Raw genomic sequence first — 22,462 nt, forward strand, 5'->3', positions numbered from 1 at the left:
AGCCGGGACAGCGGATGCCCCGGCGCCGCGACCAGGGTGCGCTGGTAGCGCAGGAACGGAACGCAGTCCAGGCCCGGATGCGTCCCGTCAGTCCCGGCCGGGGCGACCGGCACCACCGGCCGGGCACCCAGGGCGATGTCGTACGCCCGTTCCTGCAGGAGCGGGGCAAGGTCCTCGGCGGACTTGACCACCACATCCACCGAAGCGCCCGGAACACGTTTGGTGAAAAGGTCCAGCAGCCGGCCGGCCGCATGTTCGGCAAAAGGGGCGGTGGCAGCGATCTTCAGCCGGCCAGCATCGTTCTTGGCGTGGGACACTTCCCAGCGGGCCTGGTCCGCCAGCCCGACGATGTCCTGGGCATAATCTGCCAGTGCCCGACCGCCCGGGGTCAGCGCAATGCCGCCCCCCGCGCGCACGAAGAGCGGATCGCCGAGGTCCTGCCGAAGCGCCGTCAAGGCGGCGGAAACCGCGGGTTCGCTGACGCCGAGCGTCTCCGCGGCAGCGTGGAGCGAGCCCAGTCGGGCCACGAGGGCGAACGTGCGGAGCTGGCTCAATGTCATCGACACGGCGTCATAACCTTTCGCTTATGACGATATTGACACTCCGTATCAAGCAGGGCAAGACTGGCCTGAAATCGGTGCTGCGCGACGTTGCCAGCGCCCTGGCGTGAGGTGGGACTATGCAGATTCCGGCTCCTTTCGACTACGTGCGGGCCACTTCCGTGGAGAACGCCCTGGAACTCCTCTCACGCCACGGCGCGGAGTCACGGGTCATCGCCGGCGGCCACAGCCTGCTGCCGATGATGAAGCTCCGGCTTTCCCGGCCCGAGTGGCTGATCGACATCAATGACCTCTACGAACTCGACTTCATCCTGCGCGACGGCGACAAACTGCGCGTCGGTGCCCTCACGCGGCACACGACCCTCCTGGAGTCGGACGAAATAGCGGCGCTTTTTCCCATCGTCCGCGACGCCGAAGCCGTGATCGCCGATCCGGTTGTCCGGAACCGCGGAACCATCGGCGGATCGCTCTGCCAGGCCGACCCGGCCGAGGACCTGTCCACGGTCTGCGACGTGCTGGGTGCGGAAGCCGTGATCCGGGGACCGGCCGGCGAGCGCATCCTGGCGATGGCCGACTTCCACCGCGGGCCGTATGAAACGGCGGTGGGCCAGGACGAACTGCTGTGCGAACTCCGCTTCCCGATCCGCCCCCGTTCCGGGAGCGCCTACGAGAAGGTCGAACGCCGGGTGGGAGACTGGGCCGTCGGTGCCGCCGGCGCGTCCGTGACCCTTGCGGAGGACGGTACCATCGCCGACGCCGCCGTCGGACTCACCGCCCTCGGGCTTGACCACACCGTCGCGGAGGCCGGCGGGCTGCTCCGCGGCCAGCAGCCCCGGGAGGAACTTTTCGTGGAGGCCGGACGGCTCGCCGCGGCAGCCTGCGATCCCGTGGCCGACCAGCGCGGCCCGATTGACTACAAACGGCATCTCGCCGACGAACTCACCCGGCGGGTACTGCGGCAAGCCTGTGCCCGCGCCGCCCGGACCCAGGAAGGCTGAAGCGGATGCAGATCAACATGACCGTCAACGGCAACGAAGTCACGTCCAACATTGAGCCCCGTGTGCTTCTGGTCCACTACATCCGCGAGGTCCTCGGCCTGACCGGGACGCACTGGGGATGCGACACCAGCAACTGCGGGACCTGCGTGGTCCTGATGGACGGCCAGCCGGTAAAGTCCTGCACCGTCCTCGCGGCAATGGCTGCCGGACACGACATCCGTACGGTCGAGGGACTCGCCAGCGGCGCCACCCTGGACCCCGTCCAGCAGGGCTTTATGGAGGAACACGGGCTGCAATGCGGCTTCTGCACCCCCGGGATGATGCTGACCGCCCGCGCCCTGCTCGATAAGAACCCGCACCCGGACACCACCGAAATCCGGAAGGCCATTTCGGGCCAGATTTGCCGGTGCACCGGATACGCCACGATTGTCCGCTCGGTCCAGTGGGCCGCCGCCCACCCGGCCGGCGCCAACACCGACGCCACGGTAGACGAGGTCATCGACGGCACGGACACCGCGGTTGAGGACATCGCAGCGGAAACCCAGGACGCAGAGGTGAAGTCATGACCGTCATCCACGAACGGCCCAGCAATCCGGCGGCCGGCGACGCGGACCGCCCGATCGGCTACGGCCGGATCCAGCGGAAGGAAGATCCGCGCTTTGTCCGCGGCAAAGGCAACTACCTGGACGACATCGTCCTGCCCGGCATGCTGCACGGCGCCATCCTGCGCGCCCCCGTGGCCCACGCCCGGCTGGTCTCCATCGACACCACCAACGCCCTGGCCCACCCGAAGGTCCTTGCCGTCATCACCGGGAAGGACCTGCTGGGCCTCAATCTCGCCTGGGCCCCCACCCTCTCCGCGGATGTCCAAGCCGTCCTGGTCACCGACAAAGTGCGCTTCCAGGGCCAGGAGGTCGCGTTCGTCGTGGCCGAGGACCGCTACGCCGCGCGGGACGCGCTTGAACTGATCGACGTCGAATATGACGTCCTTCCCCCGGTCATCGACGCCCGGAAGGCCCTCGACGCCGATGCCCCGGTGATCCGCGACGAGATCGAGGGCCGGACGGATAACCATATCTTCGACTGGGAGATGGGCGACAAGGCCGAAACCGAGGCGGTCTTCGCGAGCGCCGACGTCGTGGTCTCCCAGGAGATGGTTTACCCGCGGGTGCACCCCGCGCCGATGGAGACCTGCGGGGCGATCGCCGACTTCGACGCCGTCGACGGCAAGCTGACCCTCTACGAAACGACCCAGGCCCCGCACGCGCACCGCACCCTGTTCGCGATCGTCGCCGGGATCCCGGAGCACAAGATCCGCGTGGTCTCCCCGGACATCGGCGGCGGCTTCGGCAACAAGGTCGGCATCTACCCTGGTTACATCCTCGCCGTCGTCGGGTCGATCGTCACGGGCAAGCCGGTAAAATGGGTGGAGGACCGCTCGGAGAACCTGATGTCCACCTCCTTCGCCCGCGACTACATCATGCAGGGCGAGATCGCGGCCACCAGGGACGGCAAGATCCTCGCGGTCCGCACCAGCGTCCTGGCGGACCACGGCGCGTTCAACGCCACCGCCCAGCCCACCAAGTACCCCGCGGGCTTCTTCTCCATCTTCACCGGGAGCTACGACATCAAGGCCGCCTACTGCTCCGTCACGGGCGTCTACACGAACAAGGCGCCCGGCGGCGTCGCCTATGCCTGTTCCTTCCGCGTCACGGAGGCCGTCTACCTCGTCGAGCGGATGGTGGATATCCTGGCCCGCAAGCTGGAGATGGACCCGGCGGAGCTCAGGCTGAAGAACTTCATCAAGCCCGAGCAGTTCCCTTACGCCAACAAGACCGGCTGGGTCTACGACTCCGGGAACTACGAACCGGCGATGCGGCTTTCCATGCAGCTGGCCGGCTACGACGAGCTGCGCCGCGAACAGCAGGAGAAGCGGGCGCGCGGCGAACTGATGGGGATCGGCATCTCCTTCTTCACCGAAACCGTCGGCGCCGGACCGCGCAAACACTTCGACATCGTGGGCCTTGGCATGGCCGACGGCGCCGAGCTGCGGGTCCACCCCACCGGCAAGGCAGTCGTCCGTCTCTCGGTGCAAAGCCAGGGCCAGGGCCACGAAACCACCTTCGCGCAGATCGTCGCCGAGGAACTCGGCATCCCGCCGGAGGATATCGACGTCGTCCACGGCGACACCGACCAGACGCCCTTCGGCCTCGGCACGTACGGAAGCCGTTCGACGCCGGTCAGCGGCGGCGCCGTCGCCCTCGTGGCCCGCAAGGTCCGCGAGAAGGCGAAGCTGATTGCCGCGGCCATGCTGGAGACCCGACCGGAAGACCTCGAGTGGGAGAAGGGCCGCTGGTTCGTCAAGGGCGATCCCAGCGCCGGGAAGACCATCTCCGAAATCGCCATGGCTGCCCACGGGACCATGACGCTGCCCGACGGGGTCGACGGCAACCTCGACGCCGAGGTCACGTACGACCCGCCGAACCTGACCTTCCCCTTCGGCGCCTATATCTGCGTGGTCGACATCGACCCGGGCACCGGGCACGTCAAGGTGCGCCGCTTCATCGCGGTGGACGACTGCGGCACCCGGATCAACCCGATGATCATCGAGGGCCAGGTGCACGGCGGACTGACCGACGGCGTCGGGATGGCCCTGATGGAGATCATCGAGTTCGACGCGGACGGAAACTGCCTGGGCGGGTCCTTCATGGACTACCTGATCCCCACCGCGATGGAGGTGCCGGACTGGGAAACCGGCTTCACCGTCACCCCGTCCCCGCACCACCCGATCGGCGCGAAAGGCATCGGCGAGTCCGCCACCGTCGGCTCGCCGCCGGCGATCGTGAACGCGGTCGTCGACGCGCTGGCCCCCTACGGGGTGGTCCACATGGACATGCCCTGCACCCCGGCCCGGGTCTGGGCCGCCATGCAGGGCCGGGCAAGGCCGCCGATCTAAGATGACGCCCACAGTTGACTCCCTCACGGCCCGGGCGAACGACCTTGCCTCCCGCCGTGAGCCTTTTGTGCACGCCACGGTGGTCCGCGCCCAGCATCCCACCAGCGCCCACGCCGGGGACACGGCCCTGGTCATGCCCAGTGGTGAGATCCAGGGCTTCGTGGGCGGCAACTGCGTCGAGTCCTCGGTGCGGGAGTACAGCCAGCAGGTCCTGGCGTCACAGGAACCGCTGCTGCTGCGCGTGGTCCCCGGCGAGCCGTCCCGCAGCGCCGGGGACGGCGCGGTGGAGGTTTCCAACCCTTGCCTGAGCGGCGGGGCCATCGAGATCTTCCTCCAGCCGCGCATCCCCGCGCCCCGGGTGCTCGTGGTGGGCACGACGCCGGTGGCGCAGGCCCTGGAAACCCTCGGCTCCGGCGTCGGCCTGGCCATGGAACTCACCGACGGTGAATCAGCGGCGCCGCGGGCCGACGATGCGGCGCTGATCGTGGCCTCACACGGCAAAGCGGAGGAAATTGCGCTTGAGGCGGCCCTCCGCGCCGGCGTTCCGTACGTCGCACTTGTGGCCAGCGGAACCCGGGGCGCCGCGGTGCTGGAATCCCTCGACGTCGACCCGGCGGAGCGCGCCCGCGTCTTCACCCCGGCCGGCCTGCAGCTGGGCGCCCGCACCCCCGGCGAGATCGCCCTCTCGATCCTGGCCCAGCTCATCCAGGAGCGGGCGAAGAGCCGGCCTACGGCCCCGGCGGCCCTATCTGCGCCGGTATCCGCGCCGGTGGCGGCGGCGGCGGCGATCGACCCCGTCTGCGGCATGACCGTCGCCGCCAGCGAATCCACCCTGCGGCTCGAGCACAACGGTGCCACCGTGTACTTCTGCTCGCCCGGCTGCCGCGCGGCCTTCCGCAAAGATCCGGAGCGCTATGCCCTCACCCTCTGAACGCCCGCCCGCACCGCACCGGACGGCGGGCCTGGTCCTCGCGGCCGGGGCGTCGCGGCGCCTGGGCCGGCCCAAGCAGCTGCTCCCCTACGGCCACGGCGTCCTGCTCGACGCCGTGCTGGCGGTGGCCCGGGGCTGCGGCTTCGCCCAGACCGTGCTGGTTTTGGGCGGTGCAGCCGGGGAGGTGCAGCGCGCGGTCGACACGACCGGCTGCGAGATCGTGCCCAACCCGGACTTCGGCGGGGGCTGTTCCTCCTCGATCGCCGCCGGCCTCGCCGCGCTCCACCCCGACCCGGACGCCGTGGTCCTGCTGCTCGGCGACCAGCCGGGGGTCCGGGTCGACACCGTCCGGGCGCTGCTGGAGCTCCTGTTCACCGGAGAGCCCGGCAGCGGCCGGCGCGGCCCCGGCATTGCCGCCTGCCACTACGACGACGGCGTGGGCCATCCGCTGGCGTTCACCCGGCGGATGCTCCCGGAACTGGCGGCCCTGCACGGCGACAAGGGAGTCTGGAAGCTGCTGGAGCAGCGCGCGGACGAGGTGGCCGCACTCGATATTCCGGGACCAGTGCCGCCCGACGTCGACACGGAAGAGGACTACCGCCGGGTCCTGGCCGCACTCGACGGCGCGTCATGACCACCGCGGCCCGCACCGGTGCGGAAGAGGATGTTCAGCGGCGGATCCCCGACGTCGCGGCGCTGATCTCGGCCCTGGACCGCAACGACTACCTGGCCGACGTAGGACTGGCCACAGCACTGTTCCTCGCCGTCCGGCTGCCGCAGCCCATCCTGCTGGAGGGCGAGGCGGGCGTCGGCAAGACCGAGGCGGCGAAGGCGCTGGCCCAGCTGCTGGACACGCCGCTGTACCGGCTGCAGTGCTACGAGGGAATCGACGCCGGGGAGGCCCTCTACGAGTGGAACCACCAGCGGCAGCTGCTCGGGATCCGGCTCGCGGAAGTCCGGGACGCCTCCGTCACCGAAACCGACCTCTACAGCCCGGAGTACCTGCTGCGGAGGCCGCTGCTGCAGGCGATCGAACATCCCGGGCCGCGCCCCGCCGTCCTCCTGCTGGACGAGATCGACCGCGCCGACGCCGAGTTCGAGGCCTTCACCTTCGAACTGCTCGCCGAGGCCGCGGTCACCATCCCGGAGCTGGGCACCATCCGGGCCACCCACCCGCCGATCGTCATCCTGACCTCCAACCGGACCCGGGACCTGCACGACGCCCTGACCCGGCGCTGCCTCTACCACTGGATCGACTACCCCGGCCCGGAACGGATCGCGGAAATCGTGCGCCGCCGCGTGCCGGCCAGCAGCGGCCAGCTGGCCCTGCAGGCCGCCGCGGTGATCACGAAGCTGCGCACACTGGACCTCGCCAAAGCGCCCGGGATCTCCGAGGCCATCGACTGGGTCTCCGCCCTCGCCGTGCTGGGCATCGGACAGATCGACGCCACGACGGCGGAACAGACCCTCGGCGCGGTCGTCAAGAACCGCGACGACCTGGAACTGGTCGGCGCCCGCGGGGCCGAGTGGCTCGTGGCCGGAACGGGCGGGTGAGCCCCCTCATGGCAGGCACCCTTCAGCCCGCGGCCGCCGCACTCCCCGCGGTGGAGTCGGCCAGCCTGGCAGCGGCGTTCGTCACCGCGCTGCGCCGGGCCGGGCTGTCCTGCTCGCCGGACCGGGCCGTCCGGCTGGCCGAGGCGCTCCGCCTGATCCCGCCCAGCGATGCCGGCAAGCTTTACTGGGCGTGCCGGGTGGTGCTGGTGTCAAGCCGCGAGCAGCTGCCGGTCTTCGACGCCGTCTTCTCCGCGGTGTTCCGCGGCGGCTTCGACCCCGCTGCGCGGTCCGGCAGTCCCGCGGCCGCCGCTGCGCCGCCACCCGGCGGCCCGGAGCAGGCCCGCACCCGGCCCTCCCCGGCCGAGGACCGCGCCCCGGGACAGGCGCCGCCGCAAGCGCGGACGGCGCCCGCGGTAGCCAGCGCAGGACCGGACGGCGGGGACCGCAACACCCCTGGGCGGGAGGCCGTGCTGGCCATGGCCTCCACGGAGGAGCGGCTGCACCAGATGTCGTTCGCCCAACTCTCCGACGCGGAAGTCCGGGAGATCAGGCGGCTGGCATCCCGGCTGCTGCTCGCCACCCCCAGGCGCCTGAGCCGCCGCACCCGGAAATCAGAGCACAGCAGCGCACGGCTGGATGTCCGTGCCACGGTCCGCGCGGCCCGGCGCTCGGGCACCGACACCACCCGGCTGTTGTACGCCCGACGCCGGGAGCAGCGCCGCAAGCTGGTCATGCTGTGCGATGTCTCCGGGTCGATGGAACCGTACGCGCGGGTCTTCGTGTCGCTGCTGCAGGGGGCGGTGGCAACTGCCGGTGCCGAGGCCTTCGTTTTCTCCACCCGGCTGACGCGCCTGACCCGGCAACTTGCGCTCCGCGATCCGGACGAGGCCCTGGCCCGCGCCGCGGAAGCAGCACCGGACTGGGCCGGCGGCACCCGGATTGCCGAGAGCATCCGGCATTTCGTCGACGAGCACGGCCGCCGCGGCGTGGCCCGCGGTGCCGTGGTGGTGATCTTCTCGGACGGCTGGGCGCAGGAGGACCCCGCACAGGTGGCGGCCCAGATGGCGCGGCTCCGCCGGCTCGCGCACCGGATCATCTGGGTCAATCCACGCAAGAGCGCCCCGGGTTACCAGCCGCTGGCGGGCGGAATGGCGGCGGCCATGCCGTATTGCGATGCCTTCGTCAGCGGACACAACTACACGGCTTTGGCAGAGGTGGCTTCCGCAATCCGCGGCAACGGCCAGCCATTACGCAAGGAAAGAGGGAACAGCTAATGCAGATAGAGAGCACTTTCTCGGTCGTCGCACCGATCGACACAGTCTGGGACACCATCATGGACTTCGAACGCGTGGCCGGCTGCGTCCCCGGCGCCAGGATCCTGAACAAACTCTCCGACGACGCCTACCAGGTGGGCATGACCGTGAAGCTGGGCCCGGTCAACATGCAGTACAAGGGCCTGCTGAACGTCGTGGAGCGCAACGCCGCCGAACACCGGGCCGTACTGGGCGGCAAAGCCCAGGAAACCCGCGGCCAGGGAACCGCCGAGGCCACGGTGACCCTGCTGCTGACGGAAGAGCCCGGCGGCACCACCCGGGGCACCGTCAACGCCGATCTATCCCTGTCCGGCAAAGCCGCAGCGATGGGCAAGGGCGTGATCGGCAGCGTCACCGAACAGATGATGGCCCTGTTCGCCAGCAATCTCCAGGCCCTGGTCGCCGCGCCCGCCGCCGGAACTCCAGCCGCCGGAACGTCGGAAGCGGGCGGGGTGCCGGAGCCCGTGCCCGCGGCCGGGCTCGACGCGGAGGCGCAGGCGGCCGCGGCCAAGGTCGCCGCGGCGGCTGCCCCGGCCCGGGCGCCGGAACTTCCCGGCCTGCCGCCGAGCGCCCTGCCCGCAGCGGCCCGGCCCGCGTCCGCCCGGGCGGCTGCAGCGGCGCCCGCACCGGCGCCCGCCGGCAGCCTGGATGCGCTCGGCCTCGCAAAGGGGATCGCGGCGGAGCAGCTTTCCAGCCCGGGCAAGGTCCTGGCGCTGGTGTCGGTGGTGGCGTGCCTCTCCTACTGGGCGGGGCGCCTGTCCGCGTTCCGGATGATCCGCGCGATCGGAAGGCTGAAGATCGACCGTGCGTGATGTCCTGGCGGCCATGATGCCGGGCTGGCAAAAGGGTGACACCGCCGGCCTGGCAACTGTGGTGGGCACCTTCAAGTCAGCCCCGCGGCTCCCCGGCGCATCCATGCTCGTGACCGCCGGCGGGGAAGCAGTCGGATCGGTTTCCGGCGGCTGCGTCGAGGGTGCCGTGTACGAGCTGGCCACCCAGGTCAAGGCGGACGGCATCCCGGTTCTGATGCGCTACGGGATCAGCGACGACGACGCGTTCGCCGTCGGCCTGACCTGCGGCGGGATCATCGACATCTTCGTCGAGCCGGTCTCCCGGCACAGCTTCCCCGAACTCGACGCCGTAAGACAGGACATCGCCGGGGAGCGGCGCGTGGGGGTCGCCACCGTGATCGATCACCCGGACGCCAGCTGGCTGGGCCGGCACCTGGTTGTGCGTCCGGAAGGCTTCGAGGGCGACCTCGGGTCCGAGCGGGCAAACCACGCCGTGGGCGATGACACCCAGGGCCTGCTGGCCGCCGGCCGCTCGGGCATCCTGAGCTACGGCCCCGACGGGGAGCGGCTGGACGCCGGGATGCGGGTCTTCTTCGCAAGCTACGCCCCGCCGCCGCGGATGCTGGTCTTCGGCGCCATCGACTTCGCCTCGGCGCTGGCCCGACTGGGGACCTTCCTGGGCTACCGCGTCACGGTGTGCGACGCCCGGGCGGTTTTCGCGACCCCCGCACGCTTTCCTGACGCGGCCGAGGTAGTCAACGCCTGGCCGCACCGCTACCTCGCTGAACAGCTGGACAAGGGCCTGGTGGATGAACGCACCGTGATGTGCGTCCTCACGCACGATCCGAAGTTCGACATTCCGCTGCTGGACGTCGCCCTACGGGCACCGCCGATCGCCTTCATCGGTGCCATGGGCTCCCGCCGGACCCACGCCGACCGAATCGCGAGGCTGCGTGAGGCGGGCCTGGGCGAGGAGGCGCTGGCCCGGCTGCACAGCCCGGTGGGCCTCGACCTGGGCGCCCGGACCCCGGAGGAGACGGCCGTGTCCATCGCCGCGGAGTTCATCGCCAAGCAGTGGAGCGGGAGCGGGGAACCACTCCGGGAGCTCGGGGAGCGCATCCACCACGACGAGCAGCATTGACCGGGCACCGTTGATCGGGAACGATCTCCTGCGCTCCGGGCTGACGGCACTGCTGCTGGCGGCGCTGCTGTACGCGGCATTCCGTGCCGGCCGCGAGTCGGCGGCGGCAACCCGGATCGGTTTTGGACTCCACGCGGCGATGATGGCGGCCATGGTGCTGATGCTCACCCCGGGACTCCGGTGGGCGGCCCTTCCCCAGATACTCTTCTTCGGCCTCGCCGCGTGGTGGTTCATCCTCCGCACCGTCTCCCGCCATCCCGGGGCCCTGGCCGGTCGGCCTGTTCCCGCCGCCGGGCCGGGGACAGGCCGCCGCGGGGGCCACGCCAGCCGCGGCCTATTGTTCTACAACGCGCTGACCATGGCTGCCATGGCCTACATGCCTGCGTCCATGGACCTCCGCAGTGGCCATGTCCCGGAAGCTCCCGGTATCCAGGCCGCCGATATCCAGGGAGCCGGCAGCCTGGGTCAGGCGGGGCACCACGGCGGCGCCCCAGCCCCGGGGCTCCCGCTGCCGGGCCCAGACCAGGACTGGAGCAGCCAGACAGCGCTGGTTCTGGCCGTGGCATTCGGCCTGGCAGCGGCCGTGTGGAGCGTGCAGCTGCTTCGGCGGCTCGGATCCCACCACGGCGGGCGCCGTGCGGACACCATCCTGGACGTCGTGGGTGCGGCATCGATGGCGGTCATGTTCGCGGCGCTCGCGGCGTGACACCGGCCTGATACCGGTGTGAGGCCGGCGTGAGACCGGCCAGGGCCGCGTCCGGGCAATCAGCGGCCGGCGGTTGCCGTCACCGGGGAAAGCAGCTCCCGGTAGCGGGCGGCATGCTCCGCCAGGTCCTCGGGCGTAACCCGGGGCGCCGAATGCAGGACCAGGGGTTCTGCCATTTCCAGCCCGCAGAGGTGTGCGGTGGCGTCCAGCGGCCGCAACAGCTCGGCCATGGTGAAACGGTTGTGTCCCGCGGGGGTGTAGGACGATTCGGGGCCGCCGGTTGAGATGACCAGCTGCAGCCGCTTGCCGTGCAAAGCTTCCCCGCCGGCACCGTAGGCGGATCCGTAGGTGAGGACCTGGTCCATCCATTCCTTCAGCACCCCGGGAACGGAGTACCAGTGCCAGGGGAACTGCAACACGATGGTGTCATGCTCACGCAAGAGCTCCTGCTCCCGGGCAGCGTCGACGCGACGGTCCGGGTAGGCGGCTGCCAGATCCCGGACGGTCACGCCGTCGAGGTCCCTGATGGCGGCGGCGAGCTCCGCGGTGATCCGGGAGGCGCCGAGGTCCGGGTGGGCAACGACGACGAGGGCGCGGTGTGGAGTCATGGAAGGTTTGTGCTTCTTTCGGAGTCGGGGTCGAGGCCGACCAGAGCCGTACTGACCTGCCACAGGCGGTCAGCATCGGCCTGGCTGTAGCTGCGTCTTGATGATTTCCTGGATGTGCTGTTGGCGAAGTATTGGCCCGTGACGTTTTCAAGCTCGGGCGCCGAGGCGAGATGGATCGACGTCCGGGCTCCCTGCTCGGGAGTTTTCATCCACCGCTGGACCAGCGGGTTCAGGAATCCCTGCAGCGGGCCAGGGTCCTCGGCTCCGAATGCCGTGGCCACTACTCCGGGGTGCAGCACGTTGGCCGTGACCCGGCTGCCGGAGAGCCGGGCGGCCAATCCGTAGCTGAACAGGACGTTCGCCAGTTTCGATTGGTTGTACGCCCGTTGTCCCGAGTAGGACCGTTCGGCCGGGAGGTCCGCAAAATCGACGCGGCCCATGGCCTGTGCTCCGGAAGATACTGTCACAACCCGTGCCGGGCTGCTCTCCTTCAACCGCTCAAGGAGCAGGTTGGTGAGCAGGAACGACGCGAGGTGGTTAAGGGCGAAGGTGTACTCGAGTCCATCGGCGGTGACACGGCGGGTGTTCCAGAAGCCGCCCACGTTGTTGACCAGCACATCCAGCCGGTCCAGGGTGTGCAGCACGTCGCCAGCCAGGCGGCGGACCTCCTGCTGGGAGGAAAGGTCCGCGATGAACACGACCACGGGCGACGAGGCCACAGCGCGGATCTCCGCCGCTGACCTGGCAGCCCGGTCAGCGTCATGTCCGGTGATGGCAACCCGTGCACCACGGGCGGCCAGACCCAGCGCTGTCGCCTTGCCGATCCCGCCGGTGCCGCCGGTGATCAGTACTGTCTTTCCCGCCATTGACTGCATTCGGGGCCCGCTCTCGGTGTTCCTTGGGCGGATACTTCGGTAAATGGGTGCAGGCAGGGTTGACCGCACCGGAAAACGAAGCTATCAGACAGAACTGTCTGTGCACAAGCATGCAAGTCCACGGGATCGGGATCGGGCGGCCTGGTCCGCCACGGGGACTGGAGGCTGACTGGCGGGCCGGACGTGAGACGGCCGGGCCGCCGTCGGGCGTAAGCTCGTTCCATGGCGAGATACTTCGATGTTCACCCCGAAAACCCCCAGGCCCGCTCCATCAGCCAGGCCGTGGAAATCGTCCGTTCCGGTGGGCTCATCGCCTATCCCACCGACTCCTGCTACGCGCTCGGCGCGCAGCTGGGGAACAAGGACGCCCTGGACCGGATCCGGGCCATCCGCCACCTCAACGACAAGCACCACTTCACGCTGGTCTGCAAGGACTTCGCCCAGCTGGGCCAGTTCGTGCAGATCGACAACGATGTGTTCCGCAGCATCAAGGCCGTCACTCCCGGCAGCTACACCTTCATCCTGCCTGCCACCAAGGAGGTCCCCCGGCGGCTGCTGCACCCGAAGAAGAAGACGGTCGGCGTGCGCATCCCGGACAACCGGGTGGTCCAGGCGTTGCTGGCCGAGCTGGGCGAGCCGTTGCTCTCCAGCACGCTGTTGCTGCCGGATGAGGACGAGCCGCTGACCCAAGGCTGGGAAATCAAGGAACGGCTGGAGCACGTGGTGGACGCCGTGATTGACTCCGGCGACTGCGGCGCGGAGCCGACCACTGTGATCGACTATTCCAGCGGCGTGGCCGAAGTCGTCCGGCGCGGCATGGGCGACCCGGCCCGGTTCGAATAGGCCCGGTCCGAATACCCGCGGTTCGAATACCCCGCTTGGCGGCCTACGCCGTCTCGGCTGGCCCGGCGACGCCCGACGCCCGGTTGCGCAACCAGCGGCGTGAGAGGTCCACGACCGCAACCAGTCCTGCAATGGGCGTGAGCACGGCAGCGGCGTAGACGAACAGCAACCAGGTGAGCGTGGTCAGCATCGACTGGTGGTCGCTCAGCAGGGACAGTCCACCGAAGAGCCCGAGGCCCCAGAACAGGATCACTCCGGCCAGCACCGCCGCCGCGGGAAAGTACTCGTTCGTTACAGTGCTCTTCGCAGTGCTCTGCAGGATTTTAAAGGTTTTCATGGACCCTCCTCATGCCTGGCGGTGGGGAATGTCCGCCGGAGTCATCTCAAGTATGAGGCCCGCCGCAGCCGGATTTTCGACGAAAACCCGGCACGTGACGAAGCTAACATCGGGCCATGCGCGTGGTGACCGCTTAGGGAATGAGTGCATCTTCGTCGGAAAGTTGTTGGACTTCTATCCGCGCGTCTCTGAACCTCGAGAACAAAAGCACCAGAGAGGCCAGGAGAAGGAAGGCGGCGGCCGCCCAGAGCGCCGTATCGGTACCCGCGACGGTGGCTATGACACCGCCCACGGGGGCTCCGATGACGATCATTCCTCGGTTCACCGAACGCCTCGTGGCACTCATGCGGGCTATGAGCCTGTCCGGCGTCACAGCCTGCTGGTAACCCATTTCCAGTGGCCCTTCGACTCCCATGGCAATGCCGAACAGCAGCTGCCCGAAGCCGGCCAGAGCAAACACAGCCCACAACTCTCCTGGCCAGTGCAGCGGGGAACCGTAAAGCTCTGCAGGGCGTTCCCCGCCGGCGACGAGGGGCGCCAGCGCCACCAAAGCGATGGCAAAGGGTTGGGCCAGGCGTGCCGTAACCATGGCGTTGCCCGTACCCCATCGGTGCCCCAGCCGGGTGGACAGTGTGGTGCCGACGACGGCCCCGATTCCGGAACACCCCAGCACCAACCCCAGCCCCAAGGAACCCAAACGAAGGTCGTTCAGAATCACCGTCGGCAAGACAGCCCCGAGGATGGCGGAACCGATGAACCATAGGTGGGTGCTCCATGCCAAGGGCGCGAGATGGGAATGGCCATAAACCCACCGCAGACCCTCCGCGACCTTTCGATGAAGTCTTTGGGTGCTTCGAACTGGCGCCTGGCCGGATGGCCGTTCCAGGGTAAGGAGAACGGCTGCCGAGAAAAAATACGAGACGGCATCCACAAGAAGAGCCACTGGGGCGGTCACCAACGACACCAAACCACCGGCTACTGCACTTCCCGTGGTTTGGGCCACGGTGTCGCTTTGCTGTAGTCGGGCGTTCGCCTGAGTCAGTAGGGATCTGGGAACCAGCTGGGGGATGAAGCTCTGATACGCGGCATCGCTGGTCAGCGCGAGGGTTCCAAAGGTGAACATCAGGATCATGAGCGTCGGCACCGAGATAGCCCCGGTCACGGCCGTCACGCATACGGCTGTGAGGATCAGGCCACGGCCGACGTCTCCGCCGACGAGCACCGTTCGGCGGGGGAAGCGGTCAATCCAAACCCCCGCAACCAGGCCGAAAAGAAGATACGGGGTCCACCGGGCAGCATTGACTAGGCCCTGGTCCAATGGTGTGCCGTCCATCGTCACCAAAATCAGCACAGACAATGCCAAGGTGGTTATATAGGTGCCGAAATCGGACACCGTCGAGGCCAGCCAGAACCTGACGAATGCTGGATAGCGGCGCAGCTTCGGATCCGTTGCCGAAGAGCCGTTGACAGAGATTCCCACGTTTCCCCCAATCATCTCGTAGGCACGAGCCTAGCGGTGACGTTTAACAGGACTGGGGCATATAGGCTCGGAGCCGATGACGGAGACACAGGTTCATGATGCGTATACCAAGCGCGCGTCCGAGTACATTTCGCTGTTCGGATCGGTGGACCAGGCGAACGAGCAGGACCAGCGGTTCGTCGCGCACTGGGCGAAGTCGGTTTCGGGTCCTGTCGTCGACGTCGGATGCGGTCCGGGTCACTGGACCGCTTTCCTGACCAGCCTGGGCGCCGATGCCGAAGGCGTCGATCTCGTTCCAGCGTTCGTGGCCCACGCCAAGGCGAAATTCCCGGATGCGATGTTCCGGGTCGCGTCGTTCACGGACCTCGGGCTCCACGACGGGCAGATCGGGGGGATCCTCGCTTGGTACTCCCTGATCCACCTTCTACCAGAAGACCTTCAGTCCGCTCTGGTCGAGTTCGGGCGCTGTCTTGGCCCGGGAGGAACCCTCCTGATGGGGTTCTTTGATGGTATGGACGGCAAAGCCTTACCTCACGTGGTGACTACCGCCTACTTCTGGTCCGCTGATGCCATGGTTACAAGACTCCTCCGCGCCGGTCTCGAAGTCGTTGCCGTGCAGACGCGGGCCGATCCAGGCCGGCGTCCCCAGACGGCGATGATCGCGCGCAGAAGTCCTTCCACGAGCGACAGCAGACTCGCTGACGCTACCCGGGGGCAGTTTTGTCAGTTTCATGGGCGTCAATGAACCGGCATCTGCCAACGAACGCAACGCCGCTTCGATCGAGCTCCACAGAACGCTGGGTTCGAGCCGATCGCCACGGCCCCGACGCATGCGCCGAGTCACATGCGATCTGACCATCTCCCTCGACGGATGCGGGGTGGGGTGAGGAACCGCTTTATCACGCACCGGTGTTCGTTCTTACCCTTCATCCACGCGAGCCCCTCGAGCTGCAGGGCGGTACCACGTTCAACTTCCTGACCGACGGGATCGAACCGGCGCTGGCCCAGGCGCAGAAGGCCGCTGGCAGCAAAGACGTGGCCATTGCCGGAGGCGCGCAGACGGTCCGCCAATACCTTTCGGCGGGGCAGATTGACGAGCTGCGGCGTCAACGAGACTTCATCAGAGGCAAACATGGGCGGAAACGGTTGCTTGCGGGGTAGCTTCTGACCGAATTGCTTTCCGAATTTGCAGAGTCAGCCGGAGACTCAGGCAACGATATGGGGACGAATATCGGGTGGGTGTATTCGCTCGCTGCCAACCCACCAATAATAAGGAAATGGCGCTCACTCCCGAGTATCGAGTTCGAAGTCGCAGCATGCCGGTATTCATTGCGGCCGGTGTCATCCTGTTCCTAGGTGCTGCATCCGGATGCGCTTCTTCCACAGGTAGCGGCGAACCGCCGTGTTTTCCGCCTTCCTTTCTAGTGAAGCCGGCGACTGCGAAAGCCGGGGAGAGAGTGACGGTCACCGCGCCGGATGCTGACTGCAATCCCCATTACGGCGACAACGCCCGTATCCGAGTAACCGTCAACGACGCTATGAACACGAACGTCATCGACGTAACTGCCCCGATGAATGATGCCGGCGGGTTCACCTACACCTTTGAGGTCCCGTCTTCAACGGCCGTCGGCGACGCGGCGGTCTCGGCCATACCGGATAACATCGACTGGTGCGATGACACCGGCAAGAACAACCGTGCCGGTGGAGCAGCTGTAACTCTTCAACGCGCATCGTGTGTGATGCCAATGAAGCCACTGACTGTCACCCGGTAGGGGCGGTTGGGCGGGAACCGGCCCGGGCTGGTCCGCATTTCAAGCGCGGTCGTTCGAGTAGTGAAGCAAGACCACGCCGTTACCGAACGCCCGCGTCCCCTTGAGCCTGAGGTCCGTCCGGACATCAGGGGCCTCGAACAGCGGCCGGCCCTGCCCCAGGACCACGGGATGGAAGAGAATTCGAAATTCGTCGATCAGGCCGTGCCGCATGAAAGTGGCAGCCAAATTAGCGCCGCTAAGGGCGATGTCGCCCCCGGGCTGCGCCTCTAGTGCCTCGATTTGTTCAGGCACGACGTCGCAAATCACCTCGGTACGCCAATCTGCCTGCGTCAAGGTCCGCGAAAAGACAAATTTGGGCATCGCGCGCCAGATCCGGGCGAACTCAACGAGTTCCGCCGGATGTCCGGGTCCTGGTCGGCAGTGGGCCAGTATCCGGCCATCAGCTCATGGGTAACGCGCCCGAACATGAAGGCTCCCATCGTCCGGAACAGCCCGTTCAAGTGGCGGAGGAGTTCGTCATCCACCACGTGCCAGTTGATGCCCCGGTCGGCCGTCTCGAAGAATCCGTCCAAGGAAACCGACATCATGAGGATGATCTTGCGCATTCGAGTACCTCCGGTGGCGGCGAAAGGCGCGGTTGCCGTCGTCGTACCATGCATCCGGTGCAATTGGGCAAAGTCGACCCAATGTCAGCGCCCCGGGCTACACTGGAACTATCGAACATATATTCGAATAAAGGTGTGTTGTGGGCGTAATCATCGGACCCCGCGTGATAGACGCGGGCACTTCCCTTCTGTCGGTTCTGATCTCGCCGGTGCTGGTCGCCGCCGGCTACCCCTCCCCGGCCCAGGACTACTTCGACGGCCGCATTGACCTTAATGAACACCTCATCAAGGACATCACCAGCACCTACGTCGTGAGGGTGTCCGGCGACTCCATGGAGGGTGCCGGGATCAGCGACGGCGACGAGCTGATCGTCAACCGGGCCCTCGAGCCCCGCGACGGCTGCGTCGTCGTCGCGGTCCTCGACGGCGAGCTCACGGTCAAGAGGCTGCGCCTCACGGCGTCGGGCGTCGTACTTGCGGCGGACAACCCCCGCTATCCGGATATCCGGGTCCCGGCACTGTCGGACCTGGTCATCTGGGGCGTCGCCACCCGCTGCCTGCACCATGTCTAGGGCGCTGCCCGGCCGGGGAAGTATCGCCCTCGTCGACGTGAACTGCTTCTACGCCAGCGCCGAACGAGCTTTCGACCCCTCCCTGGAAGACCGTCCGCTGGTGGTCCTCTCGAACAACGACGGCTGCGCGGTCACCCGCTCCCCCGAGGCGAAAGCACTGGGGATCCCACTGGGCGAGCCGTGGTTCAAGCTCGCCCCGCGGGCAAGTGAGTGGGGGCTGGTGGCGCGTTCCAGCAATTACGAGCTGTACGGGGACATCAGCGCCCGGGTGATGGAGCTCCTCGGGCGCTACTCGGCCTGGCTGGAGGTCTACAGCATCGACGAGGCCTTCCTCGGCGTCAGCGGCACCCCGGCGGAGCTGCAGCAGCTGGGCTACAGCATGAAGACGGCGGTGCGCCGTAACGTCGGCGTCCCCGTCTGCGTCGGCATCGCGGAGACCAAGACCCTGGCGAAACTGGCCAACAAGTGGGCGAAGCACAATCCGGCGTTCGACGGCGTCTGCCACTGGGATGCCGTCCCCGCCGGCCAGCGGGAGAAGCTCATGGCGGGCCTGTCCGTGATCGAGCTCTGGGGTGTGGCGGCGCGGTTGACCAAACGGCTGAACGGTCTGGGTATCCACTCCGTCCTGGACCTCGCGCGGGCGGATCCGGTCAGGATCAGGGACCGCTTCTCAGTAGTGCTGATGCGGACGGTCCTGGAACTCCAGGGAACTCCATGCATCCCCCTCGAAGAGGAACGGATCGGCCGCGACCAGCTGATCTTCAGCCGTTCCTTCGCCGCCCCGATCACCACCGGGGCCGGGCTTCGCCAGGTGTTCGGCGTCTACGCCCAGCAGGCCAGCGCCCGCCTGGCGAAGCATGGGCTGCAGGCCAAGGTGCTGACGGCGTTCGCTGCCACGTCCTTCTACAACCCGCAGGCCAGTTCACACCCCTCTGTGTGCGTTCCGTTGCCAATGCCCACCGCTGACCCGGTCCTCCTGGCGAGGGCGGCGTACGCCCTGCTCCCCCGGATCGTCGACGGCGTCAAGTACGTCCGTGCCGGGATCATGGTCACCGACCTGCGCCCCACTGGCAACCAGGCACCCCTGCCGGTCTTTGAGAATCCGCACGAGGAACGCGGCATCGGCTCGCTGCTGGAGGAGGTCAGCCGGAGGTACGGCCGGGGTTCGATCGGCCTCGGCCAGGCAGGAATCCGGGGCGGCCCGGACTGGAGCATGAAGCGCGACATGCTGTCCCCCCGGTACACGACGCACTGGGCCGAGCTCCCCATCGTGAAGGCCGCGTGACAGACCCGCAGGCACTCGCCGGTCAGGTGGGTTCGCGTCCTCCCCGTTTCAGACGGCGGCCAGCGCCTGCTGCAGGAAGGAGTCGAGGACCCGGCCAGCTTTCTCCCGCAGGCGCCGGGATTCCGCCTCGGCGAGCCGGGTGCATTTGGGCCCATGCAGCCGCTCGCCCAGGTAGAGCAGCGCCGCCAGGACTTCGGAGAGCTCGGTGTTTCCCTCGGCACGCTGCCGCAGCAGCCTCAGGTGGGCAGCCTGCAGGGCCGGCCCCGGGGCGCAGCCCAGGTCACGGTCGAACAGGCGGCGGCAACGCTCGTACGCTGACAGCCCCTCCACCGGCAGGCTGGCCTGCTCGTATCCAGCGACCAGGAGGGTCCAGGCCCGTTCGTTCAGCGGCTCGGACCGGATGGCAGCCTGTGCCAGTGAAATGGCCTGCTGGGGTTTGTCGAGAAAGGCCGCAGTCTCTGCCGCCAGAATCTGGGCGGCGACTTTCTCGGCAGCATGCCGTGCCCGCGCTTCCTCTGCCCAGTCGGCCACGAGCTCAAATCCCAGCAACGGCTCAGCCGCCAGTTCCAGAGCCTGCATGGAGAGCAGGTGGGCCTCGGCCGGCGCCGACAGCCGGGCCGCTCGGACCAGCTGGCGAAACTCCGAAAGGTCCAGTTCCACAAGTTGCGGATCCAGGACATAGCCGCTGTTAGCGGTGCGAAGCGGACCCTTCTTGGTGTTGCCGGGCTGGATTGCCCTGCGGATGCCGCTGACGTAGCTCTCCAGCGTGGCGATTGACCCATCGCTGGCCCGGTGTCCCCAGAGGATCTCCACGAGGCGCGTCTTGGAGACAGGGGTCCCCAGATTCAGCAGGAGAATTTCCAGAATGTGCCGGGGCTTGCAGCCACCCATATCCGCTGCCGTGAGCACGGTGCCATTTCGGCGGATCTCGAATGTCCCAAATAATCGGACCGAAATTCCTGGCGTGGGACCGCCCAAATTAACCACGTTGATCTCCGATTTCCCCACCCAATATGTATTCGCTTTTCGGAGAGCCGGAAAGAATTACAGCAACGTGCAGAGACTCATTTCCATCCGGCTTTCTAGGGAAACCGTGCCACGCGAAACAAGGGGCAACAAGCAATGAAGCTACCCGATCCTTTGGGCTGCGGAAAGTCGAGTACACCCGGGGGCGCCACCAAGTATTCTCCGGAACTAATGTGAGTAGTCGGACCGAAGAAAAGTATTGCAAAACCGCCCCGCCGCACATTTCTCCGAGCTCAGCTGCGGGCCCCCGCTACCCTGGGCGGTCCGATTTGCCGTCATGCGGCCTGCCCTGAGCCGGCCGTCGAAGGTGTTTCGCGAGCAGGCGCAACGCCATTCGACGGATGAGTGAGCTGAAGGGGCCAATGAGCACCCAGTAGCGGCTGAACCGGCGGCGGCTCTCGTCGTCTGTGATGGCGACACGTGTTTCTACCGTCAGGACTGAGGCGTCGTTCCCGTAGGGATCGATCCTCAGGTTGGTGGCTATCTTGGCGAAACCGGGCTCATCAAATTTCGTGAACTGCCCGGGGGTCGTTGGTGTGTCGGCGGCGGCCGCGACCGACTTCCAGGGGCGACTCACTTGACCGAGGACCATCTCCACGTCCGGGGTCTCGCCGAGCAAAATCCAACCCAGACCGACCATATCCTGGAGCCGGAACGTACGCCGGGATGCTTCGGGAGCGGTAGTCGTCCTGCGTCCCCTCATGGTGCCCGCGACACGCTGTGGCAGGGCCCGGATGCCGAGCAGGGTCCGAACCAGCGGCGCCTGAAAGAGGTCCAGCTCACGAGCCGCCTCGTAGCACTCGGCGGCGGGGACCCGAAAGACGTGGGCATGCACCACGGAGAGATCGAACCCTGGCAAGAACTCATCCATGAGCAATTGAGAGCCACCTGCACCCGCAGGGACCTGTCGAGGCGGTTGTGCCGATGTCCCACTCATTAAGGCTCACTTCCTCCACATGTCTGGGTTGGCCTTGCGACGACGACCGCGCGGTCCCGCTCACGGCCCCTCGCAGACCAAACAGCGCTGCCGTAACGAGCCCGATAGCTCTGCGATTCACATTCGACGGGGAGGCGAAGCCATCACTTATCTTTCATCTCCTCGGGAACGGTGAGTATCCGGAATTCCGATCCGTCCCGCAGCACCGCCAACTCCAGCGGCACACCAATCGCTTCGGCAAACAACAGCTTTTGCAGGCTCTCGGCATTGGACACGGTTCTCTCGCCGACTCTGAGTAGAACGTCGCCGGACCGAAGTCCTGCCCGCTCGGCGGGCGAGCCCGCCAGGACCTCGACCACGAGGAGCCCCTCCCGGTGTCCGGTCCGGACCACGGAGCTTGGCGGCAGCTGAACGGGGGTGTTCACGAGCCCCAGATAGGCACGCCGCACCCGTCCGTCCTTGAGCAGCGCGGCGATGATCCGCCGGGACGTGGCGTTGACAGGAACCGCCAGGCCCAACCCGGCCCCAGCCACCGCCGTATTGATGCCAACAATCCTGCCGCGCGCGTCCGCGAGCGCCCCGCCGGAACTTCCCGGGTTCAGTGCGGCGTCCGTCTGGATTACGTCTTCGATGATGCGGCGGTTGCGTCCGGACCAGACGGGGATGGAGCGGCCCAGTCCGCTGACCACACCAGCGGTCACCGAGCCTGAGAGGCCCAGGGGGTTCCCGACGGCGATGACCAGCTGCCCGACCCTGAGTGACTCCGCATCGCCGAGCTGCGCCGGCGTCGCCGCTGGGGCCCTGCCGTGCACGACTGCCAGGTCCGAGAGCGGGTCCGAGCCAACCACTTCCACGGCGGTGCGCGTGCCGTCGGAGAACACCGCGCTGCCGGCCCGGGCGCCACCCACGACGTGGGCGTTGGTCAGGAGATACCCGTCGGAGGTGAACAGGACGGCAGAGCCGGCGCCCATCCGGAGTCGTCCGTTCCGCCCGGCGCCTGTCACTTCGAGTGCCGCCACATGGGGCGTCACCGCAGCGGCGACGCGAATCACTGTTGCAGAGTAGGAATCGAGGGGGTCCTCGGACGCCTCGGGACCAGGGACCCGGCTGATCGCGGTGGCCACAGCGCACCTCCTGAACTGGTACTTATCTAAGTCAACCACCGGCACGGC

25 protein-coding genes and 1 pseudogene are annotated in these 22,462 nt (G+C 67.5%); 16 read left to right on the forward strand and 10 right to left on the reverse strand.

Annotated elements, in window-relative coordinates:
* Positions 1-560 (reverse strand): LysR family transcriptional regulator (locus tag BJQ90_RS21605; protein ID WP_226762260.1); only part of this gene is annotated, 560 nt, incomplete at its 3' end.
* Between the two features lie 119 nt (positions 561-679).
* Here BJQ90_RS21605 and BJQ90_RS21610 point away from each other — a divergent pair.
* Genes BJQ90_RS21610 through BJQ90_RS21655 form a run of 10 tightly spaced genes read left to right on the forward strand, consistent with a single transcriptional unit; the run spans position 680 to position 10,950 of the window.
* Positions 680-1,558 (forward strand): FAD binding domain-containing protein, encoded by an 879-nt coding sequence (locus tag BJQ90_RS21610; RefSeq protein ID WP_226762222.1) that lies wholly within the window; start codon positions 680-682, stop codon positions 1,556-1,558.
* A gap of 5 nt (positions 1,559-1,563) precedes the next feature.
* Positions 1,564-2,124, forward strand: a complete 561-nt coding sequence (locus tag BJQ90_RS21615) for a (2Fe-2S)-binding protein (protein ID WP_319004679.1) — start codon at positions 1,564-1,566, stop codon at positions 2,122-2,124.
* Complete coding sequence (locus BJQ90_RS21620) at positions 2,121-4,514, forward strand: aerobic carbon-monoxide dehydrogenase large subunit (protein ID WP_226762223.1); 2,394 nt, start codon at positions 2,121-2,123, stop codon at positions 4,512-4,514. Before BJQ90_RS21615 ends, BJQ90_RS21620 begins: the two co-directional genes overlap by 4 nt.
* Position 4,515: 1 nt before the next feature.
* On the forward strand, positions 4,516-5,445 hold the full coding sequence (locus BJQ90_RS21625) for an XdhC family protein (RefSeq protein ID WP_226762224.1): 930 nt from the start codon (positions 4,516-4,518) through the stop codon (positions 5,443-5,445).
* Positions 5,429-6,079, forward strand: a complete 651-nt coding sequence (locus BJQ90_RS21630; RefSeq protein ID WP_226762225.1) for an NTP transferase domain-containing protein — start codon at positions 5,429-5,431, stop codon at positions 6,077-6,079. Before BJQ90_RS21625 ends, BJQ90_RS21630 begins: the two co-directional genes overlap by 17 nt.
* Complete coding sequence (locus BJQ90_RS21635; protein WP_226762226.1) at positions 6,076-6,999, forward strand: AAA family ATPase; 924 nt, start codon at positions 6,076-6,078, stop codon at positions 6,997-6,999. Before BJQ90_RS21630 ends, BJQ90_RS21635 begins: the two co-directional genes overlap by 4 nt.
* Positions 7,000-7,007: 8 nt before the next feature.
* Positions 7,008-8,273 (forward strand): vWA domain-containing protein, encoded by a 1,266-nt coding sequence (locus BJQ90_RS21640; RefSeq protein WP_226762227.1) that lies wholly within the window; start codon positions 7,008-7,010, stop codon positions 8,271-8,273.
* Positions 8,273-9,124 carry an SRPBCC family protein gene (locus tag BJQ90_RS21645; protein ID WP_226762228.1) on the forward strand — a complete coding sequence of 284 codons (852 nt, stop codon included), beginning with the start codon at positions 8,273-8,275 and terminating at the stop codon, positions 9,122-9,124. Before BJQ90_RS21640 ends, BJQ90_RS21645 begins: the two co-directional genes overlap by 1 nt.
* On the forward strand, positions 9,117-10,244 hold the full coding sequence (locus tag BJQ90_RS21650; protein WP_226762229.1) for an XdhC family protein: 1,128 nt from the start codon (positions 9,117-9,119) through the stop codon (positions 10,242-10,244). Before BJQ90_RS21645 ends, BJQ90_RS21650 begins: the two co-directional genes overlap by 8 nt.
* Positions 10,245-10,254: 10 nt before the next feature.
* Positions 10,255-10,950 (forward strand): DUF5134 domain-containing protein, encoded by a 696-nt coding sequence (locus BJQ90_RS21655; RefSeq protein WP_226762230.1) that lies wholly within the window; start codon positions 10,255-10,257, stop codon positions 10,948-10,950.
* A 59-nt stretch (positions 10,951-11,009) separates the two neighbouring features.
* Here the strand turns inward: BJQ90_RS21655 and BJQ90_RS21660 are convergent, their stop codons facing one another.
* Both BJQ90_RS21660 and BJQ90_RS21665 read right to left on the reverse strand, forming a co-directional pair.
* Entirely contained in the window at positions 11,010-11,558 is a 549-nt protein-coding gene (locus BJQ90_RS21660; protein WP_226762231.1) for an NAD(P)H-dependent oxidoreductase, read from the reverse strand.
* A complete protein-coding gene (locus BJQ90_RS21665; protein ID WP_226762232.1) occupies positions 11,555-12,424 on the reverse strand; it encodes an SDR family NAD(P)-dependent oxidoreductase in 870 nt (289 codons plus the stop codon). Before BJQ90_RS21665 ends, BJQ90_RS21660 begins: the two co-directional genes overlap by 4 nt.
* 231 nt (positions 12,425-12,655) lie before the next feature.
* Here BJQ90_RS21665 and BJQ90_RS21670 point away from each other — a divergent pair, with 231 nt between their 5' ends.
* Entirely contained in the window at positions 12,656-13,276 is a 621-nt protein-coding gene (locus BJQ90_RS21670) for an L-threonylcarbamoyladenylate synthase (protein WP_226762233.1), read from the forward strand.
* A 43-nt stretch (positions 13,277-13,319) separates the two neighbouring features.
* Here the strand turns inward: BJQ90_RS21670 and BJQ90_RS21675 are convergent, their stop codons facing one another.
* The gene (locus BJQ90_RS21675; RefSeq protein ID WP_226762234.1) at positions 13,320-13,613 is read right to left on the reverse strand and encodes a hypothetical protein; all 294 of its coding nucleotides are present in this window, start codon (positions 13,611-13,613) and stop codon (positions 13,320-13,322) included.
* Positions 13,614-13,746: 133 nt separating this feature from the next.
* The gene (locus BJQ90_RS21680) at positions 13,747-15,093 is read right to left on the reverse strand and encodes an MFS transporter (RefSeq protein WP_226762235.1); all 1,347 of its coding nucleotides are present in this window, start codon (positions 15,091-15,093) and stop codon (positions 13,747-13,749) included.
* A gap of 76 nt (positions 15,094-15,169) precedes the next feature.
* Between BJQ90_RS21680 and BJQ90_RS21685 the strand changes: the two genes are divergently transcribed.
* The 3 genes and pseudogenes from BJQ90_RS21685 to BJQ90_RS21695 all read left to right on the forward strand — a co-directional run bounded on the left by BJQ90_RS21685 (position 15,170) and on the right by BJQ90_RS21695 (position 16,865).
* Complete coding sequence (locus BJQ90_RS21685) at positions 15,170-15,838, forward strand: class I SAM-dependent methyltransferase (RefSeq protein ID WP_226762236.1); 669 nt, start codon at positions 15,170-15,172, stop codon at positions 15,836-15,838.
* Between the two features lie 134 nt (positions 15,839-15,972).
* Positions 15,973-16,197 (forward strand): annotated as a pseudogene (locus tag BJQ90_RS21690) (dihydrofolate reductase family protein); the annotation flags it as partial.
* A 173-nt stretch (positions 16,198-16,370) separates the two neighbouring features.
* The gene (locus tag BJQ90_RS21695) at positions 16,371-16,865 is read left to right on the forward strand and encodes a hypothetical protein (protein WP_226762237.1); all 495 of its coding nucleotides are present in this window, start codon (positions 16,371-16,373) and stop codon (positions 16,863-16,865) included.
* A 39-nt stretch (positions 16,866-16,904) separates the two neighbouring features.
* Here the strand turns inward: BJQ90_RS21695 and BJQ90_RS22625 are convergent, their stop codons facing one another.
* Positions 16,905-17,225, reverse strand: a complete 321-nt coding sequence (locus tag BJQ90_RS22625; RefSeq protein WP_264197513.1) for a dihydrofolate reductase family protein — start codon at positions 17,223-17,225, stop codon at positions 16,905-16,907.
* Positions 17,195-17,470, reverse strand: a complete 276-nt coding sequence (locus BJQ90_RS22630) for a dihydrofolate reductase family protein (RefSeq protein ID WP_264197514.1) — start codon at positions 17,468-17,470, stop codon at positions 17,195-17,197. Before BJQ90_RS22630 ends, BJQ90_RS22625 begins: the two co-directional genes overlap by 31 nt.
* Positions 17,471-17,610: 140 nt before the next feature.
* On the opposite strand from BJQ90_RS22630, the gene BJQ90_RS21705 reads away from it, so the two are divergent.
* A complete protein-coding gene (locus BJQ90_RS21705) occupies positions 17,611-18,042 on the forward strand; it encodes a LexA family protein (protein ID WP_226762238.1) in 432 nt (143 codons plus the stop codon).
* A complete protein-coding gene (locus BJQ90_RS21710; RefSeq protein WP_226762239.1) occupies positions 18,035-19,327 on the forward strand; it encodes a Y-family DNA polymerase in 1,293 nt (430 codons plus the stop codon). The genes BJQ90_RS21705 and BJQ90_RS21710 overlap by 8 nt, the downstream gene beginning before the upstream one ends.
* 48 nt (positions 19,328-19,375) lie before the next feature.
* On the opposite strand, the gene BJQ90_RS21715 is transcribed toward BJQ90_RS21710, so the two are convergent.
* The 3 genes from BJQ90_RS21715 to BJQ90_RS21725 all read right to left on the reverse strand — a co-directional run bounded on the left by BJQ90_RS21715 (position 19,376) and on the right by BJQ90_RS21725 (position 22,414).
* Entirely contained in the window at positions 19,376-20,236 is an 861-nt protein-coding gene (locus BJQ90_RS21715; RefSeq protein ID WP_226762240.1) for an AfsR/SARP family transcriptional regulator, read from the reverse strand.
* Between the two features lie 367 nt (positions 20,237-20,603).
* Positions 20,604-21,230, reverse strand: a complete 627-nt coding sequence (locus tag BJQ90_RS21720) for a hypothetical protein (RefSeq protein ID WP_226762241.1) — start codon at positions 21,228-21,230, stop codon at positions 20,604-20,606.
* A 203-nt stretch (positions 21,231-21,433) separates the two neighbouring features.
* Positions 21,434-22,414 carry a S1C family serine protease gene (locus BJQ90_RS21725; RefSeq protein ID WP_226762242.1) on the reverse strand — a complete coding sequence of 327 codons (981 nt, stop codon included), beginning with the start codon at positions 22,412-22,414 and terminating at the stop codon, positions 21,434-21,436.
* Between the last annotated feature and the right edge of the window lie 48 nt (positions 22,415-22,462).

It is taken from the genome of Arthrobacter sp. SO3, assembly GCF_020532825.1.
In the GTDB taxonomy this organism is placed as follows: Bacteria; Actinomycetota; Actinomycetes; order Actinomycetales; family Micrococcaceae; genus Arthrobacter.

Bases quoted from the DNA above. Each gene is read 5' to 3' on its own strand.
- BJQ90_RS22625 (WP_264197513.1), bottom strand. From the start codon at position 17,225: ATGCCCAAATTTGTCTTTTCGCGGACCTTGACGCAGGCAGATTGGCGT.
- BJQ90_RS21645 (WP_226762228.1), top strand. From the start codon at position 8,273: ATGCAGATAGAGAGCACTTTCTCGGTCGTCGCACCGATCGACACAGTC.
- BJQ90_RS21640 (WP_226762227.1), top strand. From the start codon at position 7,008: ATGGCAGGCACCCTTCAGCCCGCGGCCGCCGCACTCCCCGCGGTGGAG.
- BJQ90_RS21635 (WP_226762226.1), top strand. From the start codon at position 6,076: ATGACCACCGCGGCCCGCACCGGTGCGGAAGAGGATGTTCAGCGGCGG.
- BJQ90_RS21615 (WP_319004679.1), top strand. From the start codon at position 1,564: ATGCAGATCAACATGACCGTCAACGGCAACGAAGTCACGTCCAACATT.
- BJQ90_RS21710 (WP_226762239.1), top strand. From the start codon at position 18,035: ATGTCTAGGGCGCTGCCCGGCCGGGGAAGTATCGCCCTCGTCGACGTG.
- BJQ90_RS21660 (WP_226762231.1), bottom strand. From the start codon at position 11,558: ATGACTCCACACCGCGCCCTCGTCGTCGTTGCCCACCCGGACCTCGGC.
- BJQ90_RS21675 (WP_226762234.1), bottom strand. From the start codon at position 13,613: ATGAAAACCTTTAAAATCCTGCAGAGCACTGCGAAGAGCACTGTAACG.
- BJQ90_RS21610 (WP_226762222.1), top strand. From the start codon at position 680: ATGCAGATTCCGGCTCCTTTCGACTACGTGCGGGCCACTTCCGTGGAG.
- BJQ90_RS21695 (WP_226762237.1), top strand. From the start codon at position 16,371: ATGGCGCTCACTCCCGAGTATCGAGTTCGAAGTCGCAGCATGCCGGTA.
- BJQ90_RS21620 (WP_226762223.1), top strand. From the start codon at position 2,121: ATGACCGTCATCCACGAACGGCCCAGCAATCCGGCGGCCGGCGACGCG.
- BJQ90_RS21665 (WP_226762232.1), bottom strand. From the start codon at position 12,424: ATGGCGGGAAAGACAGTACTGATCACCGGCGGCACCGGCGGGATCGGC.
- BJQ90_RS21670 (WP_226762233.1), top strand. From the start codon at position 12,656: ATGGCGAGATACTTCGATGTTCACCCCGAAAACCCCCAGGCCCGCTCC.
- BJQ90_RS21685 (WP_226762236.1), top strand. From the start codon at position 15,170: ATGACGGAGACACAGGTTCATGATGCGTATACCAAGCGCGCGTCCGAG.
- BJQ90_RS21625 (WP_226762224.1), top strand. From the start codon at position 4,516: ATGACGCCCACAGTTGACTCCCTCACGGCCCGGGCGAACGACCTTGCC.
- BJQ90_RS22630 (WP_264197514.1), bottom strand. From the start codon at position 17,470: ATGCGCAAGATCATCCTCATGATGTCGGTTTCCTTGGACGGATTCTTC.
- BJQ90_RS21630 (WP_226762225.1), top strand. From the start codon at position 5,429: ATGCCCTCACCCTCTGAACGCCCGCCCGCACCGCACCGGACGGCGGGC.